This window comes from Pseudomonas sp. A014 (genome assembly GCF_052378495.1).
Lineage (GTDB): Bacteria > Pseudomonadota > Gammaproteobacteria > Pseudomonadales > Pseudomonadaceae > Aquipseudomonas > Aquipseudomonas machongensis.
Genome location: NZ_CP199001.1, coordinates 2,409,631 through 2,429,868, shown reverse-complemented (window position 1 = coordinate 2,429,868; position 20,238 = coordinate 2,409,631). Strand labels below are relative to the sequence as shown.

General features: G+C 64.5%; 16 protein-coding genes and 2 pseudogenes. 11 read left to right on the top strand and 7 right to left on the bottom strand.

Translation table 11 applies throughout. The annotated features are described in order from the left end of the window. Position 1: 1 nt before the first annotated feature. Complete coding sequence (locus ACTYOL_RS11040; RefSeq protein ID WP_054894133.1) at positions 2 to 718, bottom strand: response regulator; 717 nt, start codon at positions 716 to 718, stop codon at positions 2 to 4. A 70-nt stretch (positions 719 to 788) separates the two neighbouring features. Beyond that, positions 789 to 1,433, bottom strand: coding sequence for a TetR family transcriptional regulator C-terminal domain-containing protein (locus ACTYOL_RS11035; RefSeq protein WP_063544536.1), 645 nt, complete (start codon positions 1,431 to 1,433; stop codon positions 789 to 791). 97 nt (positions 1,434 to 1,530) lie between these two features. Between ACTYOL_RS11035 and ACTYOL_RS11030 the strand changes: the two genes are divergently transcribed. The 5 genes from ACTYOL_RS11030 to ACTYOL_RS11010 all read left to right on the top strand — a co-directional run bounded on the left by ACTYOL_RS11030 (position 1,531) and on the right by ACTYOL_RS11010 (position 7,666). After that, positions 1,531 to 2,277: an enoyl-CoA hydratase gene (locus tag ACTYOL_RS11030; protein ID WP_444757920.1), complete on the top strand. Its 747-nt coding sequence runs from the start codon at positions 1,531 to 1,533 to the stop codon at positions 2,275 to 2,277. Between the two features lie 306 nt (positions 2,278 to 2,583). Beyond that, the gene (locus tag ACTYOL_RS11025) at positions 2,584 to 4,911 is read left to right on the top strand and encodes a bifunctional diguanylate cyclase/phosphodiesterase (protein ID WP_444757919.1); all 2,328 of its coding nucleotides are present in this window, start codon (positions 2,584 to 2,586) and stop codon (positions 4,909 to 4,911) included. Continuing rightward, positions 4,899 to 5,768 (top strand): phosphate/phosphite/phosphonate ABC transporter substrate-binding protein, encoded by an 870-nt coding sequence (locus tag ACTYOL_RS11020; RefSeq protein ID WP_444757918.1) that lies wholly within the window; start codon positions 4,899 to 4,901, stop codon positions 5,766 to 5,768. Before ACTYOL_RS11025 ends, ACTYOL_RS11020 begins: the two co-directional genes overlap by 13 nt. 89 nt (positions 5,769 to 5,857) lie before the next feature. Beyond that, positions 5,858 to 7,033 (top strand): alginate lyase family protein, encoded by a 1,176-nt coding sequence (locus ACTYOL_RS11015; RefSeq protein WP_444757917.1) that lies wholly within the window; start codon positions 5,858 to 5,860, stop codon positions 7,031 to 7,033. A gap of 84 nt (positions 7,034 to 7,117) precedes the next feature. After that, positions 7,118 to 7,666 carry a lipocalin family protein gene (locus ACTYOL_RS11010; protein ID WP_054894128.1) on the top strand — a complete coding sequence of 183 codons (549 nt, stop codon included), beginning with the start codon at positions 7,118 to 7,120 and terminating at the stop codon, positions 7,664 to 7,666. A gap of 10 nt (positions 7,667 to 7,676) precedes the next feature. Here ACTYOL_RS11010 and ACTYOL_RS11005 read toward each other — a convergent pair. From ACTYOL_RS11005 to ACTYOL_RS10990, 4 genes and pseudogenes are all read right to left on the bottom strand, one after another. Continuing rightward, positions 7,677 to 8,111 (bottom strand): annotated as a pseudogene (locus ACTYOL_RS11005) (methyl-accepting chemotaxis protein); the annotation flags it as partial. Between the two features lie 108 nt (positions 8,112 to 8,219). Further along, positions 8,220 to 8,912, bottom strand: a pseudogene (locus ACTYOL_RS11000) (PAS domain-containing protein); the annotation flags it as partial. Between the two features lie 470 nt (positions 8,913 to 9,382). Continuing rightward, positions 9,383 to 10,522, bottom strand: a complete 1,140-nt coding sequence (locus ACTYOL_RS10995; protein ID WP_444757916.1) for a glycerate kinase — start codon at positions 10,520 to 10,522, stop codon at positions 9,383 to 9,385. 120 nt (positions 10,523 to 10,642) lie between these two features. Then, positions 10,643 to 11,740 carry a sugar diacid recognition domain-containing protein gene (locus tag ACTYOL_RS10990; protein WP_054893964.1) on the bottom strand — a complete coding sequence of 366 codons (1,098 nt, stop codon included), beginning with the start codon at positions 11,738 to 11,740 and terminating at the stop codon, positions 10,643 to 10,645. A 161-nt stretch (positions 11,741 to 11,901) separates the two neighbouring features. Here ACTYOL_RS10990 and ACTYOL_RS10985 point away from each other — a divergent pair, with 161 nt between their 5' ends. After that, positions 11,902 to 13,230 carry an MFS transporter gene (locus tag ACTYOL_RS10985; protein WP_444757915.1) on the top strand — a complete coding sequence of 443 codons (1,329 nt, stop codon included), beginning with the start codon at positions 11,902 to 11,904 and terminating at the stop codon, positions 13,228 to 13,230. Between the two features lie 49 nt (positions 13,231 to 13,279). Here ACTYOL_RS10985 and ACTYOL_RS10980 read toward each other — a convergent pair whose 3' ends face one another. Further along, entirely contained in the window at positions 13,280 to 14,980 is a 1,701-nt protein-coding gene (locus tag ACTYOL_RS10980) for a sulfatase-like hydrolase/transferase (RefSeq protein ID WP_444757914.1), read from the bottom strand. Between the two features lie 385 nt (positions 14,981 to 15,365). Here ACTYOL_RS10980 and ACTYOL_RS10975 point away from each other — a divergent pair, with 385 nt between their 5' ends. The 5 genes from ACTYOL_RS10975 to ACTYOL_RS10955 are packed head-to-tail and all read left to right on the top strand — an operon-like array spanning position 15,366 to position 20,225. Beyond that, positions 15,366 to 16,730: a UDP-glucose dehydrogenase family protein gene (locus ACTYOL_RS10975; RefSeq protein WP_063544520.1), complete on the top strand. Its 1,365-nt coding sequence runs from the start codon at positions 15,366 to 15,368 to the stop codon at positions 16,728 to 16,730. Further along, positions 16,727 to 17,791 (top strand): NAD-dependent epimerase, encoded by a 1,065-nt coding sequence (locus ACTYOL_RS10970; RefSeq protein WP_112898025.1) that lies wholly within the window; start codon positions 16,727 to 16,729, stop codon positions 17,789 to 17,791. The genes ACTYOL_RS10975 and ACTYOL_RS10970 overlap by 4 nt, the downstream gene beginning before the upstream one ends. Continuing rightward, complete coding sequence (locus ACTYOL_RS10965; RefSeq protein WP_054893959.1) at positions 17,788 to 18,534, top strand: sugar transferase; 747 nt, start codon at positions 17,788 to 17,790, stop codon at positions 18,532 to 18,534. Before ACTYOL_RS10970 ends, ACTYOL_RS10965 begins: the two co-directional genes overlap by 4 nt. A 1-nt stretch (position 18,535) precedes the next feature. Continuing rightward, positions 18,536 to 19,183, top strand: a complete 648-nt coding sequence (locus tag ACTYOL_RS10960; protein ID WP_054893958.1) for a CpsD/CapB family tyrosine-protein kinase — start codon at positions 18,536 to 18,538, stop codon at positions 19,181 to 19,183. 22 nt (positions 19,184 to 19,205) lie between these two features. Next, complete coding sequence (locus tag ACTYOL_RS10955; protein ID WP_054893969.1) at positions 19,206 to 20,225, top strand: polysaccharide biosynthesis/export family protein; 1,020 nt, start codon at positions 19,206 to 19,208, stop codon at positions 20,223 to 20,225. The last annotated feature ends 13 nt before the right edge of the window (positions 20,226 to 20,238 follow it).

Below are 20,238 nucleotides of genomic sequence, written 5' to 3'. Positions count from 1 at the left end.
CTCAGGCCGCCACGCTGGCGGTGAACAGGTAGCCGGTGCCGTGGATGGTGATGATCAGTTGCGGCTCGGCCGGGTCGTCGTGCAACTTGCGCCGCAGACGGCCAACGAGCACGTCGATGGAACGGTCGTTGGGCACCCACTCGCGGTTGCGGATCTGGTCCATCAACTGGTCGCGGCTGAGGGTGTGGCCACTGTTGCGCAAAAACACGCTAAGCAGCTGGAACTCGCCATGGGTCAGCAGGGTTTCACCGCCCTGCGGGTCGATCAACCGGCGTCGGTCGCTGTCCAGCGCCCAGTCGGCGAACTGCTTGAGGCAAGGGCTGGCGATGGCGCCAGGGCGGGTTGTCTGGGCGTGGCGCACGCGGCGGATCAGGTTCTTGGCCCGCGACACGAGTTCACGCGGGTTGAGGGGCTTGATCACATAGTCGTCGGCGCCGCATTCAAGGCCGACAATGCGGTCGATATCATCGTTGCGGCCAGTGATCAGGATGATGCCGACCTCCGAGCGCACGCGCAGCTCGCGGGTCAGGGTCAGGCCGTCCTTGCCCGGCAGGCGGATGTCGAGCATGACCAGGTCCACCGGCTGGCTGGCCAGGTAGCGCTCGGCCTCTTCGGCGGTGTCGGCGCAGCGTACGTCGTAGCCTTCTCGCGCGAGATAGGCCTGCAACAGGTCACGAATGAGCGGATCGTCGTCGACGACCAGTACCCGAGGTGTCATTGCGTGTGGTCTCTTATTTGATGTTGTTCTGAAACCCGCGCCAGCAGCCTACCCGGTACTGAACGACCGATCAACAGCCTCCCGGCAGGCTGAAGCGCCGACGCCCGCCGGCCTGCAGGCCATCGACCCAGGCCTCGCAGATCTGCACGCCCTGTTCCGGGGTGAAGGTGTTGGGATTGAGCCCCGATTCGAGCCACAGGCCATCGAGCAAGGCGCTCAGGCTGATCGCGGCAAGGTCCGCGTCGAAGGCCTGCCAGCCCTCCTCGCCGGCCAGCGCCGCCAGCAGTGCGGCCAGTTCGTTGCGGTATTCGGAGTAGGAGTGGTCGTGCGCCTGATTGATCGCCTCGGCGGTTTTCACCGCGCCCCAGAAGGCCAGCCAGGCGTCGAGCAACTGCGGGTCGAGCAACTCGGCGCAGAACGATCCGCGAAAGAACGCCGACAGGCGCTCGCGGGCATTGGGTGCGGCCTGCGCCATGGCCTCGCGCAGCAGGCCCATGACCCGCCCGGTCACAGCGCGGTAGGCCTCGGCGACCAGTTCGTCCTTACCCGAATAATGGTGACTGATCAGCCCTACCGACACCCCTGCCTCGGCGGAGATCTTGCGGATCGACGCGCCCTGGAAGCCATCGCGCTTGAGACAGGCCAGGGTCGCCTGGACCAGGATGGCCTTGCGTTCTTCGGGCGCCATGCGGTTGTAGCGGGCTTCCTGGGTCATGCGGATTCTCGTCGCGGCGGGTTGGACTGAACGACTGTACAACAAGGCACAGCGCGTGATAAACCCTGTGCTCCGGCCAATAACAAGAATTCCAGCCATGTCCGACCTGATCACCTGCAGCCTCGACCAGGGTTTACTGACCCTGACCTTCAACCGCCCCGACAAGCTCAACGCGCTCAGCAGCGCGATGTACAGCGAGCTGGACCGCCATCTGCAGGCGGCCAGCGAAGACCCGGCCGTCGAGGTGATACTGCTGACCGGCGGCACGGCGTGCTTCAGCGCCGGCAATGACCTGCGCGACTTTCTCGACACCCCCCCACGTGATCTGGACAGCCCGGTGTTTCGCATGATGCGCACCGTGCTGGCACTGGACAAGCCGCTGCTCGCCGCCGTCAACGGCCCCGCCATCGGCATCGGCTGCACCCTGTTGCTGCACTGCGACCAGGTGCTGGTCAGTCGCTCGGCGAAACTGCGCATGCCCTTCGCGCCCTTGGGCGTGTGCCCGGAATTCGGCTCGAGCCTGCTGCTGCCACGCCTGCTCGGACATCAGCGGGCGGCGCGACTGCTGCTGGCCAACGAGTTGCTCAGCGGCGAACAGGCACTGGCCTGGGGCCTGGCCAATGAGCTGCATGACGACGGCGAACAGTGCCTGGCGGCCGCGGTAGCGCTTGCCCGACGCTTGCAGGCCATGCCGCAGCAGGCCTTGCGCATCAGCAAACGCCTGCTCAAGGATGGACAGCGACGGGAGCTGGAAGAGACCGTTCGGCGCGAGGGCGAACTGTTTATTCAGTGCCTGGCCAGCGATGAAGCCCGGGCGGCGTTGCAGGCGTTGGTCAACCAGTAGCAGAGCACACCGATCTCGGTGTAGGAGCGGCCTTGTGCCGCGATCGGGCGCGAAGCGGCCGCAAACTCGGCAACCGAGGTTTTCCTGATAGATCTCGGCGCCTGGTTTTACGGCCGCTTCGCGCCCGATCGCGGCACAAGGCCGCTCCTACAGGGGTTGGACTGGCCTCTAGATTTTGAACAAGACGCTTGCTCCTGCACACAAAGGAGCAGGCCGCGCCCAATAGAAGCATTTCGCCACCAGTCATTCCTCTGTCATCTTGCTGTCTTATTTTGGCTGCACCACAGGGCTCGGGAACAACACAACGTGAACCGCCGCTCCCCCTCGCCTGCAGGCTTGTTGCCCCTGCTGCTGCTGATGCTGTGCACCGTCACCCTGGCCTTTCTCTGGGGGCTGCATTTCACGCAAAAGGCCGCCGCCCGTCATGATGCCCTGGCGGCCAAGGCCGCCGAGCACCTGAACCTGGCCAGCATCGTCGGCGAAAGCCTGCGCCAACTGGTCGATCGGGCCCAGGCCGTAGGGCGTGTCACTCAGGATGACCTGCTCAGCATGCGCCAGGGCAACCTCAGCCTGGCGCGGCTGTTGGCCGAAGACCCCGTGTTCAAGCGCATGAGCCTGTACGACCAGCAGGGGCGGCTGGTCTCCGCTAGCCATATCGACGAAGCCCAGCAACTGCCGGAAGACTGGCTCAAGCAGCTCAAGCAACACGTCGCGCGCCATGGTTTCAAGCCCTTCATGCCCCAGATCGCCCCCGACAACGCCCCCAACGCCTTGCCAAAATGGCGCCTGCCCTTCCTGCTGCCGCTGACCGACCCGAGCGGCCGCGAGATCGACAACATTCTCGTGGTACAACTGGACATCGGCTACCTGGCGGTACTCTTCCAGCACATCGACCTGGGTCACAGCGGCCTGATGCGCCTGCTCCAGGCGGACGGCCAGGAGCGCGTACGCATCGACAGTAGCGGCGTGGTGGTGGCCGCCGAGTCGCTGGAACCGGAACTGCCCAGCGGCAACAGCGATGCGGGGCAGTTCACCCAGTACACCTACGCCAGTACCTACCAGAGCCTCTACCGCCGGGTCGCCGACCGCGGCTTCAGCGTGGCGGTCAGCCAGCGTCATGACGAGATTCTCGCGCCCACCACCCTCGCCTACGACCGCCAGTTCTGGCTGAACCTGTGCATGACCTTGCTGATCCTCGGCGGCCTGTTCTGGAGCCTGCGCCTGCTGCGCAAGCGTCAGGAAGCCTTCAGCGAGCTGGAGCAGACGCAACAGGTCAACCAGCAGTTGATCGGGCGCCTGGAGGATGAACACCGACGCAGCAGCCACGCCGCCGCCACCGACCACCTCAGCGGCCTGCACAACCGCCGCCAGTTCGTCGAAGTCGCCGCCCAGGCCCTCGCGCGCCAGCGCGCCCGGCGTCGCCTGACGGCGATCCTGTTCATCGACATGGACCGTTTCAAGTCGATCAACGACTCACTCGGCCACAAGATCGGCGACCTGTTGCTGCAAGCCGTCGCCGGGCGCATCCAGCGCATGCTCGAACCCGAAGACGAAGCCTCGCGCTTCGGCGGCGATGAATTCGTGGTGCTGCTGGCCGGCAACCGCAGCGAGGAACAGATCGACGCCTGGGTCCGCGCGCTGGTGGTGAAGCTGTCCGCGACCTACGCCCTGGACGGCAAGGAAGTCAACACCAGCCCCAGTGTCGGGGTGAGCATCGCCCCGCGCGATGACCAGGAAATCGACAGCCTGATCCGCTGTGCGGACGCGGCGATGTACTCGGCCAAGCAGGCAGGGCGTGCGCAGTACCGCTTCTTCGACCCTTCGCTGAACCTGCCCGACATCCAGGCCTTCACCCTCGAACAGGCCTTCGGCAGCGCCCTGGCCGAGCACCAGCTCGTGCTTCACTTCCAGCCGCAGATTCGTCTCGACACCCTGCAGGTACTGGGCTACGAGGCACTGGTGCGCTGGGAGCACCCCGAGTTCGGCCTGCTCTACCCGGACCGTTTCATCGGCATGGCCGAGCGCAGCGGCTTCATCGTCGAGCTGGGCTGGGAAGTGCTGCGTCTGGCCTGCGAGGCGTTGGCGAGTTGGCAGGCCCAGGGCCGTGATACGCGCCTGGCGGTGAATGTCTCGGCGCTGCAACTGCGCCAGGCCGACTTCAGCGAGCGCTTGCTGGAAAACCTGGCGCAGCATGCCATCGACGCACGGCACCTGGAGCTGGAGATCACCGAAACCACCGTGCTCGACCCCGAAGGCACAGCCCTTGAGCACCTGCACCGGCTGCGCGCGGCCGGTATCGGCATCAGCCTCGACGACTTCGGTCGTGGCTACGCGGGCTTCGCCCACCTGCAGGCGCTGCCGCTGTCGAAGCTGAAGATCGACCGCGCCCTGATCGCGCCGCTGTGCAACAGCCATGACGACAGCCCGATCGTCTCCTCGACCATCATCCTGGCCAAGCGCCTGGGCCTGGAGGTGGTGGCCGAGGGCGTGGAGACCCGCGAGCAGTTGGTGTGCCTGAAGCTCGCCGGTTGCGACATTGCCCAGGGCTATCACTTCAGCCGTCCGCTGTCGCCGGCACAACTGCGCGACTACCCGCCCTTCAATGCCCTTGAGGAGAAATCATGCGTGCATTGAAAGCACTGACACTGCTGGCCCTGATGCTGCCAGCGGTCGCCGCGCGGGCCGACTGTGCGCCCCGCAGCCTGCGCCTGGCGGTGATCCCGCTCAAGGGCGCCGAGGCGATGCTGCGCGAGAACCAGCCACTGTTGCAGCGCCTGAGCGAGGCCACGGGCGTGCCGGTGGAGCTGGTGGTCGCGCCCTCCTACGAGGGCGTGGTGGATGCCATCGTCTCCGGCGGCGCCGACATCGCCCGGCTGGGGCCGGCCTCCTATGTACTGGCGCACCGTCGCGACCCGCAGGTCGAGGCCTTCGCCACCTTCACCCTGAGCGCCGGGCCCTATACCCCGGCCGGCAACCACTACCAGGCATTACTGCTCACCCGCAGCCCAGGGCCTGCGGACCTGACGGCACTGCGCGGCAAGCGCGTGGCACTGAGCGACCCGGCCAGCACCTCCGGCAGCCTGGTACCGAGCGTCGAGTTCGCAGCGCAGGTGACCACGCCCTTGCAGCGCTACTTCGGTGCGCTAGTGTACGCCGGCACCCATGACAAGGCGCTGCAGGCCCTGCTGGAAGGGCGCGTCGATGCCGCCTTCGTCGCCAGCGAGCGCGCCGACGCCTACCTTGCCAGCCACGCCATCGACCCCGCAGGGCTCCAGGTGCTGTGGCGTTCGGCGCCGATCTACTACGACCCCTACGTGTTCCGCGCCAACCTGTGCCCGGCGCTCAAGGCGCGCATTCGCCAGGCCATGCTCGACGACCCCGAAGCCCTCGCCGCCTTCGCCCACTCCCAGGACGCCAGCGGCCTGGTTGCGGTCAGCCATGCCGAGTATGCAGGCCTGGAACAGATGATGGACGCAGCGCTGGATCGGTAGTTTCTAATGAGAAATACCTGTCAACTCTGTCAGTAGACGAGGTTTTACCGTTCTTTCATTCTGCACGCAGAATCCAGGAGGGCTTGCCCATGTACAAAGTATGTATCGTGGTGCTGATGCTGGCGCTAGTCACGCTCGAAGCCAATGCTGATTTTGTGTTCAAGCATCCAGGTGCACTGGTCTCTCAACAGCAGTTGCGCTTTGTCGCGGCCCACCTGAACGAAGAGCCTTGGAAGGCGTCCTATGAGGCCGCCATGAAGTCCCCGTTGGCCGCGCTCGACTATGAGCCGCGCCCTCACGCAACCGTCGAATGTGGTCCGTATTCGCAGCCGGATATTGGCTGCACCGACGAAATCCAGGATGCGCAAGCCGCTTATCTGCAAGCTCTGCTATGGAGCTACAACGGAAACACCCAACACGCGGAAAATGTGCGCAAAATCCTCATGGCCTGGAGCGGCCAGTTGAGGGAGCACACGAACAGCAATGCACGCTTGCAAGCCTCATGGGTCGCTCAGTTATTCACGCGAGCAGCGGAGATTCTCAAATACAGCTATGCACCGTGGCCCCAGGATGAGAAGTATGCTGTCGGCCACATGTTCAAGACGCAATACCAGCCTTATGCCTATGCCATGTTTCAGCCGGGCGCTGGACACAACTACAGAAGCAACACCAACTGGCATGCCAGTGCAATAGAGGCCCTCGTCAACATTGCGGTGTACAACAAGGATGAAAAACTTTTTTTCGAGGCCATCAGCCGTTGGAAGTCAGTGCTCACGGCTTACGTGTATATCTCCACGGACGGCACGCGCCCACACGATACCCCCTGGTGGTCACGCGATCCACAGGACGTAAATACCGCCTGGCATAATCCGACGCGCTACATTGATGGGATGCCGACAGAGTTCTGTCGCGATCTTCCCCATAGTGGTTATGGCGTATCAGCCCTGATCAACGTTGCCGAAACCGCACGCCTTCAAGGTATCGACCTGTATCAGGAACATGCTCAGCGCTTGACCAAGGTCATGGAGACTTTGTCCAAATACAGTCTCGATCTCTACGAGCAGAAAAGTGACTATTCCGAAATCTGCGGCAAAAAAGTCAGCGGCTGGCCACGTGGCACACTGTTCATCGGCTACAACCATTACGCTAATCGCTTGGGCATGGAATTGCCCTACACCAAGGCATTCATCGAGCAGCACCCCACCTATAGTGGCCAAGTTCATTACCAATGGGAGCGGTTGACGCATTTCATGGTGACGCCGTGAAGGTCCATACCGTGTATTCGGATTCAACTTTTGCGATCTCTGGCCATCGAACAAACATGATCCTAATGATGACGGAGGTGCTTCATGGCGATTCGCGCCACCTTGCTGGTTTCCTGCCTGGCCCTGGCGCTGGGCGGTTGTGTCGGCTCCTCGGCGGACAAGCCGCCACCCAAGACCATGCCGGTCAATCTCGAGCAGTACCAGGGCAAATGGTACGAACTGGCACGCCTGCCGATGTTCTTCCAGCGTGACTGCGTGCAGTCCGAGGCTAATTACCAGTTGCGCGAAGATGGCCAGGTCGATGTCACCAACCGCTGCCGAGACGAAGACGGCGAGTGGCAGGAGGCGACCGGCATCGCTCAGCTGCAGCAACCCGGCCAGACCGACAAGCTGTGGGTGAGGTTCGACAACTGGTTCAGCAAACTGGCGCCGGACACCGCCAAGGGCGAATACTGGGTGCTGTACCACGATCCGGACTACCGCGTGGCCGTGGTTGGCCATCCGAACCGCGAGTACCTGTGGCTGCTGTCGCGCACGCCTACGGTGAGCGAACGCACGCGCAACCAGCTGCTCGAAGTGGCCCGCCAGCGCGGCTACGATACTCGCGAGCTGATCTGGCGCCAGCCCGACTGATATCTGCGGCTCAACGCAGGTCCTGGGTCACCTGCCCGACCGCCTGCACCACGCGGCGTGCGCCTTCCTGAATATCGGTGATGGCGCTGCCCGCCTGGCCTGCCAGGGTCAGCCCGACCCCCGCCTGCTCCCGGCTGTGTTCGATCTCCACCACCGCTTGATCGGCCAATTGCTGGTTACGCGCCACCACCGCGACGATCTCTTCGGTCGCCGCGCTGGTGCGCGCTGCAAGCTGGCGCACCTCATCGGCGACCACGGCAAACCCGCGCCCCTGCTCGCCCGCACGGGCTGCTTCGATGGCAGCGTTGAGCGCCAGCAAGTTGGTCTGCGAGGCGATGCTGCCGATGGTCTGAACGATCGAGCTGATGACCAGCGACTGCTTGCCCAGGGCCTCGATGGTGGTCGATGCGCTGTGCATCTGATCGGCCACCGCCTGCATGGTCTGCACCGCTTCCTGCACCACGCTCGCCCCCTCGCGGGCACTGATGTCGGTGTTGCGCGACACCTCCAGGGCCATTTGCGCAGCGCGGCGGATATCGTCCTCCTTGCGCACCTGGTCGGTGATCACCGAGGCGAACTTGATCACCCGGCTGATCTTGCCCTCGGCGTCGTAGACCGGGTTGTAGCTGGCCTCCAGCCAGACTTCCTGCCCCCGGCTGTCCAATCGGCGGAAGCGCCCGGCGACATAGCGCCCGCTGTTGAGGGTCTTCCAGAACTCCTGGTAGGCGGGAGCTGCAGCCTCTTCCTTCGGGCAAAACAGGCGATGGTGCTGGCCGACCAGTTGCGTGAGCGAATAGCCCATGGCGCCGAGGAACTGTTCGTTGGCCGTGAGGATATTGCCTGCCAGGTCGAACTGGATCACCGCAGTGGAACGCAAGAGCGCATCGACGAATGCACCGTTCTCACGGCTCTTGTCGATCTGTGCCGTGACCTCGCTGCCGTAGCCCTGTACGTAATCCAGACGGCCATCGTCGCCGCGCACCGGTAACCAGGTCAGGTGCAGCCAGATCAATCGGCCTTCGCGGGTGAGGAAGCGGTAATCGTCACGAATCGGCTCGAACCGTGACAGCGCCTCGTTGAAGCGCCGATAGCACGGCAGAGCGGTCACGTACCCCGGCACCACATCAGCCAGGGCCTGGCCGATCAAGGCGCCATGCGGATGCCCCAGCGCAGCCGAACAGGCTTCGTTACAGGCGCTGATCCGGCGCTCGGCGTCCAGGCGCAGCGCCAGGTTGCCTCGTTCCATTGGGTCGAGCAGCGCGCGCAGGCGTTTGACCTCGGCTTCGCTTGCCGCGAGCCGAGCTTTGATTTTGCGATCGAACATGGGACACCTTGCAAACAGTTGTGTGGTAGAGCACGCACGCATCCTGCAAGCCAGCTTCCCTGGTGGCCGTCAGGCCCCGACTTCCGGGGGCCCGTCACTTTCAAAGGAGAATGTGATGCAGCATCTCAGGAAAGACCGAGCGCCGCTATCAAAGTGCTATTAGCCGTTACAAAATAACGTTTTGATCCGATGAACGGTCGTGCGCTATTGGGGGGATGGGGGCTAGAGGAGGTTGGCTGGAAGGGGGGTTGGGGCTGGAAGGTGCTCGCCGGGAGATTTTTAATGGCCATGAGATCGAGCGCCGCCCGCGCGGCGCTCGATCTCATGGCCATTAAAAATCTCCCGGCGAGCACCTGCCAGCCCCCACACAAAACCCTTGAAAAAGATGGCTGCTACACCCCGCGCGCCAACCGCCACAACCGTGCGATATCCCCCGCCCGCCCCTCGAGCAGCGCCCCGGCCTCGGCACAAGCGCGCTCGAGTGTCATCGGCCCGCTGGTCACGGCGAACGCGGCATCGATGCCATGGGCATACAACGCCTCGTAGCCCTCCCCCAAGGTCCCGGCAATCACCACCACCGGCACACCGTGACGCTTGGCCACGCGGGCCACGCCCATCGGGGTCTTGCCGCGCAGGGTCTGGGCATCGAAACGGCCTTCGCCGGTGATCACCAGGTCCGCGCCCTGCACCAGCCCGTCCAACCCGGCGAGCTCCGCCACCACTTCGACCCCAGGACGAAAACGCGCGCCCATGAAGGCCTTGGCCGCAAAGCCCATGCCGCCCGCCGCACCGCAACCGGGAGATTCACGCAGGTCTTCACCCAGCAACTGCGCGCAATGATCAGCGAAATGCCCCAGTGCCTGGTCCAGCTGCAATACCTGCTCGGGCGTTGCGCCCTTCTGCGGACCGAAGATCGCCGAGGCACCATTGACCCCGCACAAGGGGTTGTCGACATCCGCCGCCACCTCGAACTGCACCTCGGCCAGGCGCGGATCGAGGTCGCTGGCGTCGATGCGTGCCAGTTGCGCCAGGGCCAGGCCGCCCTCGGCCAGTGCCTGGCCTTCGCGGTCCAGCAAGCGCAGGCCCAAGGCCCGCAGCATGCCGCTGCCAGCGTCGTTGGTGGCGCTGCCGCCGATGGCCAGCACGATGCGCTGCGCACCTGCCGCCAGGGCTGCGGCAATCAGCTCGCCGGTGCCCCAGGTACTGCTGCGACAGGCATCGCGCTGTGCGCTGGGCAGCAACTGGATGCCACTGGCCTGGGCCATCTCGATCACCGCGGTGCGGCTTTGCGCCAACCAGCCCCAGCTCGCCTCCACTGACGCCCCCAGCGGCCCGCGCACCACCTGGCGGCGCTGCTCGCCCTCGGTGGCCGCGACGATCGCCTCCATGGTGCCCTCACCGCCATCGGCCATCGGGCATTCGATTCGCTCCGCCTCGGGCCAGACCTTGGCCAGCCCGGCGCTGATCGCCCGGGCGACACCGGCGGCATCGAGGCTGTCCTTGAACGAATCGGGGGCGATGACGACTTTCATGGGGAATCTCCTGGTCCTGTTAGCCCGCATGCTGACAGCTGCGTGCCAGAGCGGCCTCGGTCGGATGCACAAAACACCCGGCTGGTTGTTTGGGCAAATGCCACTGCCCGGATCCCGGACTCACTCGGCGGGTAGCAGTTGCAAGCCCAGGTACAGGCTCAGCATCCCTTCCAGACGCAGCGGATCCACCTCGCCCAGTTCAGCGATTCGCTCCAGTCGATAACGCAGGCTGTTGCGATGTATCCCCAAGGCATCGGCGCATGCCTGGCTTTGTCCGTCATGGGCGCACCAGGCACGCAAGGTGGCGAGCAATTGGCCGCTGGCATCCTTGGCGCGGATGCGTTGCAGCGGTTCGAGCAACTCGTCCAGGGCATCATCGTTGCGGTGGCGCCAGAGCAACGCCGGCAAGCGATAGCGCGACAAACTCAACACGCGCTCGCCGGGCACTACCTCGCGGCCATACGCCAACAGGTCGCGGACCCGACGGTAACCTCGTCGCAGTTGTTCCAGGCTCTGCGCCACACTGCCCAGGGCCAGGCGCTGGACCTGCCAGCCATGGCGCTGCAAGCGTTCGATCAGGCGCACCTCATCCAGTGCCACGCTTGCCGGACGGCACCAGAGCAACGATTGACGCGCCGGGCTTACGCACCAGCTGTCGGGGTAGCGGCTGGTCAGCCAGGCCGACAGCGCTTCGCCCGGTGGCCCAGCCTCCAGTTCGAACAGGCAAGGCACCCTAGGCAGTTGCGGCTTGAGCCCCAGTTGCCGGGCTTCGTCCACCAGCCGGGGGGACTCGCCACTGCCACCGAGCAGCAGCGCCAGCAGATCGTCGCAGCGCTGCCGGCGCCACTGTTGCTCGATCTGCAGGTGACGCTGGGCCAGGAGCATCTCGGCGGTCATGCGCACCAACTCGCCGTAGGTGCGCAGTTGCTGCGGATCGCCGGTCAGGCCGAGCACGCCGATCAATCGGTCGTCGAGCATCAACGGCAGGTTCACCCCTGGCTGCACGCCTTTGAGACATTTGGCCGCCTCGCTGTCGAGTTCGACGATGCGCCCATTGGCCAGGACCAGTTGCGCCCCCTCATGGCGGGTATTGATGCGCTCTGGCTCGCCGCTGCCCAGGATCAGGCCCTGGCTGTCCATGACGTTGACGTTGCACGGCAGGATCGCCATCGCCCGGTCGACGATATCCTGGGCCAGGTCGTGGTCAAGCTCGAACATGTGGGTTCCTTGCAGTGGCAGACTTTGTTCCGCAGCACAGCCGTGCGTGCCCTACGCTGTGCAAAAGCACAAAGACAGCGGCGCCCTGCTCGCCGAGACTCGTTTCAGGCGAGCGCCGGAACAGGCGCCGCGTGACAACCATAACAACAGAGAATTTCATCATGGCACACAGCCCTGCCCCTGACCAAGGCCAAGACCCCAGCCGCAATGCGCTGTACCGGCGCATCACCCTGCGGTTGATCCCCTTCATTTTCATCTGCTACCTGTTCAACTACCTGGACCGCGTCAACGTCGGCTTCGCCAAGTTGCAGATGCTCGACGCGCTGAAGTTCAGCGAGACCATCTACGGCCTGGGCGCCGGGATCTTCTTCATCGGCTACGTGCTCTGCGGCCTGCCCAGCAACCTGGCGCTCAACCGCTTCGGCCCACGGCGCTGGATCGCGGTGATGATGATCGCCTGGGGCACGCTCTCGACCTGCCTGCTGTTCGTCACCACGCCGATGGAGTTCTACGTGCTGCGCCTGTTCACCGGCGCCGCCGAAGCCGGCTTCTTCCCCGGCGTGGTCCTGTACCTCTCGCGCTGGTTCCCGGCTGACCGCCGCGGCCGCATCATGGCCCTGTTCATGTCGGCGATACCGGTCTCGGGCCTGCTCGGCGGGCCGTTCTCCGGCTGGATTCTCGACCACTTCGCCGCCGGCCAGCACGGTCTGGCGGGCTGGCAGTGGATGTTCCTGATCCAGGGCTTGCCGACCGTGGTGCTGGGCATCCTCGCGGTGTTCCTGCTCAGCGATGGCTACCAGAAGGCCGCCTGGTTGTCGGACAGCGAGCGCCAACTGATCGCCAGGGACCTCGCCGCCGATGCCGCGAGCAAGCCGAGCACCACCGGCGACAGCGTGTGGGCCGTGCTGACCAACCCGCTGATCTGGACCTTCGGCTTCGTCTATTTCTGCATCCAGAGCGGCGTCTATGCGATCAACTTCTGGCTGCCATCGATCATCAAGAACCTGGGCTTCGACAGCCCGCTGCTGATCGGCTGGCTGAGTGCGATCCCCTACCTGCTGGCCGGTGTGTTCATGATCATCGTCGGTCGCTCGGCAGACCTGCGCAACGAACGCCGCTGGCACTTGGTAGTGCCGATGCTGATGGGCGCCATCGGCCTGCTGATCGCGGTCAACTTCGCCAGCAACCCAACCGTGGCCATCCTGGGCCTGTCCATCGCCACCATGGGCGCCCTGACCGGCCTGCCGATGTTCTGGCCGATGCCGACCGCGCTGCTCAGCGCCAGTGCGGCCGTCGCGGGCCTGGCGATCATCAACTCGGTGGGCCAGATGGCTGGCTTCCTGAGCCCGTACCTGGTTGGTTTCATCAAGGACCAGACCGGCTCGACCGACGCTGCGCTGTACTCGTTGGCCGGAGTGATCGTGCTGGGCAGCCTGGTGGCCCTGCGCGTGTCGCGCGCCGGGGCACTGAACGCCGCACGGGCCAAGTGACGCCTGGAGGCGCGGGCTTGCCCCGCGCCTGCCGCAACGGCATGTGCGCTCAGGGCGCTACAGTCACCGCGACACCCTTGGCCTGGTCAGGGGTCACCACCTGGCTGAGGTCGATGTGACGAAAGTCCGGCTTGGCGCCCAGCCGTGCGTTGAAGCGCACGTTGAAGGTGAACGGGTCGTCGGTCGGCACATCCAGCGCCTGGCCGTAGATACGGGTCACGGCTGCGGCGTCATAGCCCAGCAGCTTGAGCAGCGTCGGATAGATGTTGTAGTGGCTGGAGGCGTTGCGGTTCTGTGCCAGGTGAGCCTGCCAGTCCAGGGCCTTGACGCCCGTGCCCTGGATCACCACCAGCGGTACCAGCCCCTCCTCCATCACCGGGTCGCTGTCGCAGTGGGTGTTAAGGCCCGGATTGCCGCGCTCATGCAGGTCCTGGCCATGGTCGGAGGTGTAGATCAGCACCGCCTGGCTCAGGTCGGCCTCGGCGAACAGGCGGCGAAAGAACTCGCCCACGTTCCAGCCCAGCGTATTGCGGTACGCGTTGCGATACAGCACCCAGTCTTCGGGGCGGCCATCGAAGCCGTCGCGGGTGCCGGTGTCGGCCACATCGGTGAAATGCCCACGCGGCAATGCTGGCTGGTAGGTCAGGAAGGCGTCGGGGTACTTGTCGTGCACCGGGAAATGCGCGCCAACCTTGTTGATCACGATCAGTTGCGGCTGGCCATCCTTGAGCAGGCTGACCAGTTGCTCCAGCGCCGCCATGTCGCGCTGCACCACGGGGGTGTCGTCGAACTGGACGAAGCGGTCGATGTTTTGCTTCTCGGTTTCGTCCATCAGGTTCTGCAGATTGCCGCCGGTGCGCTGGGCATCGATGTACACCGTGCCCAGCCCTGCTCGCTTGGCGTATTGCCAGATCGACGGCTGGGTCGAATTGATGCGCAGGTAATCGCTGCGGGTACCGCCGTAGCGCAAGGTGACGTTGGTGTCGGCGCTGCAGTTGGCCACCGAGGCCGCGTAGCCGTAGTTGACGATACTCACCCCTGGGTGCGGCTGCAGCAGGTGAGTCGCCACGCCGGCAGGGGTGTTGAGGTCCAGGTAGTTGCCCGAAATGCTCTCGTCGATGATCAGCACGATATCGCGCGCCATCGGCTTGCCGGACTGCGCCAGGCTCACCGGCTCGCGTGGGCCGACACGGTCATGCAGCGCCTCGTAGCCGAACAGGCTCACATAAGCCAAGGGTGTGTACATCACCGGAAGGCCGCGGGCACCCTCGCCAGCGCGGATGAACAGCACGCCGATCAGCAATGCCAGCGCCAGAAATGGCGCGACAACGGGCACCAGGCGCGGCAGACGCAGCACAGCGCCCGGGCGCAAGCCCACACCCAACAGCACCAGCAGCGCGTTGAACGCCGCCAAGGTGATCGCATAGTGGTACTGCTGTAGCGCTTCCTGGATGAAGCCACCGGCATACACCATGGACACGAACGCACTGTAGGTGAGGTAGGAATCGGTGATTCGCATATAAGCATCGAAGAACAGCGCACTCACCGCAAAAGCCAACGCCAGCACCCAGCGCAGCCAGCCTGGGCGAATCCACGCCGCCAGCAGCAACCCCACCACCAGCACCCCCGCCACGCCCAGGTAAAGCAGCAAAGGCAGGCCAACACCCAACGCTTCTATCCGCTCCCGGTAATAGCCATGAAAGCTCGCCAGGTAGAGGAACAACAGGGCCAGCTTGATCCATCCGCGCATGATTCGACCACTCCGGTCATGGGTTTTCATTCAAACCGTAGCAGTCTTGAAACAAATCACAAGCCGGAAAAGTCAATTTTCCGACGGTACCTCAACGCCATATTCTGGCGCAAAAAACGTATCGCGGTTGAGACGCTCTATCGTCACGACCCCGCATTATTCGTGGCCTTCAACCGTTCATCGGTTCATCGAACGGCCAAATGCCAGTAGCTTTCAACGCTAAACCCCGGATTGGCAAAGGGTTGGTGGCCAATGGCCGTTTTGTTTAGCGTCTGTAAATGCGACGAAACATGCCATTGGTTTGACGCATTTCCCGCGAGCTGAGCTATACAGAAATCACACCACTGTTTCATACCCCTTACTCATCCATACGAGGCACGCCGACATGGACGTGAGCGTTTTTGGCACTGGCTACGTAGGACTGGTACAAGCGGCGGCACTTGCCGACGTCGGCCACCGGGTCCTGTGCGTGGACGTGGATGCCCACAAGATCAACCAACTGCGTCAGGGCGTCCCACCGATCAGCGAGCCGGGCCTGTCGGGCCTGCTGGAAGACAACATCAAGGAAGGTCGCCTGCTGTTCAGCACCCAGGCCAGCGACGCGGTCAGCCATGCCGAGCTGATCTTCATCGCCGTCGGCACCCCACCTGACGAGGACGGCTCGGCCGACCTGAGCCATGTGCTCAACGTCACCCGGCAGATTGCCGAGCTGATGGAGGCCGACCGCACCCTGATCGTCAAATCCACGGTACCGGTCGGCACCGCCGACCAGGTCGTGACCCTGGCCCGCGATGAACTGCAGCGCCTGGGCAAGGGCCATTTGCAGGTGCGTGTGGTGTCCAACCCCGAATTTCTCAAGGAAGGCAGCGCCCTGGCCGACTGCATGCGCCCCGACCGGATCATCGTCGGCACCCATGACGAGGTCGCCCATGACCAGCTTGCCGAGCTTTACGCGCCCTTCTGCCGCAACCACGAAAAGCTGATGTTCATGGACAACCGCAGTGCCGAGCTGACCAAGTACGCCGCCAACGCCATGCTCGCCACGCGCATCAGTTTCATGAACGAACTGGCCAACCTCAGCGAACACCTGGGGGCCGACATCGAAGCGGTGCGCCGCGGCATCGGGTCGGACCCACGCATCGGCTACCACTTCATCTACCCCGGCTGCGGTTTCGGTGGTTCGTGCTTCCCCAAGGACATCAAGGCGCTGCTGCACACCGCCGAGCACAGCGGCATGCCCCTGCGCCTGTTGCAGAGCGTCAACGAAGTCAACGACCAGCAGCGGCGCATCCTGTTCGCCAAGCTCAAGCAGCGCCTGGGCGGGCTGCGCGGCAAGTCCATCGCCCTGTGGGGCCTGGCCTTCAAGCCCAATACCGACGACATGCGCGAAGCACCGAGCCGCTACCTGATGGAAGCGCTGTGGGACGAAGGCGCCACGGTGCGAGCCTATGATCCCGAAGCGATGGACGAATGCCGACGCCTGTACGGCTACCGCGACGACCTGCAACTGTGCGCCACCCGTGACGACACCTTGCAGGACGCCGATGCCCTGGTGATCTGCACCGAATGGAAGAACTTTCGCGTGGTGGATTTCTCGCTGCTGGCCAGCAAGCTGCGCGCACGGGTGATCATCGACGGCCGCAACCTGTACAACCCCGAGCAGGTCGCCGCCCACGGCCTGCACTACAGCGGCATCGGCCTGCGCCAGGTCGCGCCCGACCAGAGCGCCCCGCAGGTCGGCGCGCCATGAAAGTGCTGGTCACCGGCGCGGCCGGTTTCATCGGTGCCCACACCTGCCTGCGCCTGCTGCGCGACGGTCATGAGGTGCTGGGCCTGGACAACTTCAACGACTATTACGATCCGTCGCTCAAACATGCTCGCGTGCACTGGGTGCGTCAGAACGTCGGTGACTTCCCCCTGCACTGCCTGGACCTTGCCGACCGCGACGCAATGGCCCGGCTGTTCGCCGAGGAGCGCCCCGAGGTGGTGGTGCACCTGGCTGCGCAAGCCGGTGTGCGCTACTCGCTGCAGAATCCCCAGGCTTACCTGGACAGCAACCTGGCGGGCTTCCTGAACATTCTCGAAGGCTGCCGGCGCCACCCGGTGCAGCACCTGCTGTACGCCTCGTCCAGCTCGGTGTATGGCGCCAACCAGCGCACCCCGTACCGGGTGCAGGATGCAGTCGATCATCCGCTGTCGCTGTACGCCGCCACCAAGAAAGCCAACGAGGCCATGGCGCACAGCTACAGCCATCTGTTCGGCATCCCTTGCAGCGGCCTGCGCTTCTTTACCGTCTATGGCCCCTGGGGCCGCCCGGACATGTCGCCGATGCAGTTCGCCCGTGCCATCAGCGAAGGCCGGCCGATCCAGCTGTTCAACCATGGTCGGCACCAGCGCGACTTCACCTACATCGACGACATCGTCGAAAGCCTGGCGCGGCTGCTGCCCTACCCGCCCCGCGCCGATGCGCAGTGGGATGCCTTCAGCCCCGACGCGGCCAGCAGCGCAGCGCCCTGGCGCCTGTTCAACATCGGCGGCCAACGCCCGGTGGAACTGCTCGACTACCTGGCCCTGCTGGAAAAACACCTGGGGCGCGATGCGGTGATCGAGTTGCTGCCGCTGCAACCGGGCGATGTGCTGGCCACCTGTGCCGATGCCAGCGCCCTGGCCCGGGTCACCGGCTTTACCCCAACGATTTCCCTTGATGAAGGGCTCGGGCGATTCGTCGCCTGGTTCAAGCACTACTACTCGCACGGTGCCACAGATGGCGAACCTGCAGGCGAGCAGCCGAAACAACGGAGGGTGATATGACAGGACAACCGAAAAGCGCCCAGCTGCAGGCGCTGTACCAGGATAAACGCATGGATCCGGCGCACCGCCAGCGCATCGATGCCGCCATCCACATGCAAGGCCGTGGCTGGATGACCGGGCGGGTCGGCGGGCGCCCTTGGACGCTGTCGCGGACCAACCGCGTGCTGTCATGCCTGGCGGCGCTGAACCTGCTGCTGTTGCTGTCGCCGGTATTCCTGGCATTGGCGGTGATGATCAAGAAGTCCAGCCCAGGCCCGGTGTTCTTCGTGCAGAAACGCACCGGCTACCGCGGCCGCCTGTTCGGCATGTTCAAGTTCCGCACCATGGTCGCCAACGCCGAGGCGCTGAAAGACTCGGTACGCCACCTGAACAAGCACGGCGCCGACTCCATCGATTTCAAGATCGACAAGGACCCGCGCATCACCTCGGTGGGCAGTTGGCTGCGGCGCAGCAGCCTGGACGAGCTGCCCAACCTGATCAACGTGGTCACCGGCGACATGCGCCTGGTCGGCCCGCGCCCTACCTCGTTCAACGCCTACCGCTACAAGGATAACCACCTGGCACGGTTGTCGATCTACCCCGGCATGACCGGCCTCTGGCAGATCTCCGGACGCAGCAACATCGATTTCGACCAACGCGTAGAGCTTGACCTCAGCTACATCAACGAACAGAGCCTGCTGCTGGATCTGAAAATCCTGCTCAAGACCCCGTTCAAGGTTTTCACTGGCCACGGAGCAAGTTGAGATGGACGGTTCCACTTCTAGAAGCCTGAGTATCGCCAACCCGAGCGAGACCAACCTGACCGCCACTGTCCTCGACCTCGACCAGCGCACCCTGCTGCTGACCGCGGCCAACACCGGCACCGGCACCAGCACCAGTGCCCTGGCCTTCGCCAGCCAGCTGGCGCTGATGAGCGCGGGTGCGGTGCTGCTGATCGACGGCAGTTCCAGCAGCAATGGCCTGAGCCAGCAACTGGGGCTGAACAAGCTGCGCGGCTACACCGACCTGTTGTTCGACGAGGACACTCCACCCTTGGCGCAGGACTGCGTGGTGCACCTGTCCGACCAACCATTCGACGTGCTCCCGGCGGGCACCTGGAAGCGCGGACGCGACCGCCTCGACCCGGAGCGCCTGCGCATCCTGTTGCGCCAGTTCGCCGCCCACTACCGCTTTGTGGTGATCGACGGCGAAGCCATCTATGCCAGCGCCGACAGCCTGGTGATCGGCACCCTGGTCGATGGCGTGATCCTGGTGGTGTGCGCCGAGGAAACCCGCTGGGAAGTGGCCCAGGCTGCCGCCCAACGGCTGACGCAAGCTGGCGCGCGGCTGATCGGCAGCGTGTTCAACAAGCGCAAGTACTACATGCCCAAGTGGCTGTACGACAACCTGTGAGAGGACGCACGCCATGATCGCCATGAGATACCCCTCGATTGCCCTGTGCGTGCTCGCCCTGGCCGGTTGCGCCAGCCAGGAAAGCCGCGAAATGCCGGTACAGATCCTCACCGCACCAGCGGCCGAGAGCCAGGCCACCGAAGTCGCCCGCCGCGAACAGGTGCTGCGGCCACAGGACGTGCTGGAAGTGATCTTCCACGTCAGCAACCGCTCTGCCGGGGTGTACCGCATCCAGTCCGGTGACACCCTGGACCTCAACTTCATGGCCGCCAGCGGCCTGAACGGCCAGCAGCTGGTGCAGCCCGACGGCAGCATCACCCTGCCATCCACCAACGCGTCGGTGCGCGTCGAGGGCCTGACCCCGAGCGAAGCGGAGAGCGCCATTCGTCAGGCCTACAACGACAAGCGCGTGTTCAAGCCCAACCGCGACCAGGTAACGGTGCGCGTGCTCAGCCCCATGACCGACGAGGTCAACCTGAAGAACGCCCTGAGCCACCCCGGCACCGGCATGAGCCGCGACATCACCGTGGGCAACGACGGCCGCGCGACCTTCCCGGAAATCGGCTCGGTGCCGCTGCAGGGCATGACCGTCAACCAGTTGCGTGACTACCTCAACGAGCGTTACGCCAGCCTGCCGGGGCGCATGAGCGTGGATGTGCTGCTCAAGTCTACTGCCGCCAACGAGATCTACGTGCTCGGCGAAGTCGGCCAGCCGGGCGCCTTCCAGATCCGTCGTCCGGTGTCGGTGCTCGAGGCCCTGACCCTGGCCCGCGGCCCGACCCTGAAGGCCAAGCTCGGCTCGGTGGTGATCATGCGCCGCGAAGGCAACACCGTGCATGCGGTCAACTACGACGTCGACCAGGCCCTCTCCGGCGGTAGCCAGAAGCTCGCCTATCTGCAGCCCGAAGACATGCTCTATGTACCCAAGACCAAGCTTGCCAGCGCTGCCGAGCTGTCCCGGCAACTGGCTGACGTGGTGCTGTTCCAGGGCTTTGGCTTCAGCTTCAGCTACCGCGTCGACAACAAAGAAAGCAACGACTGACCAGGGGACGGAC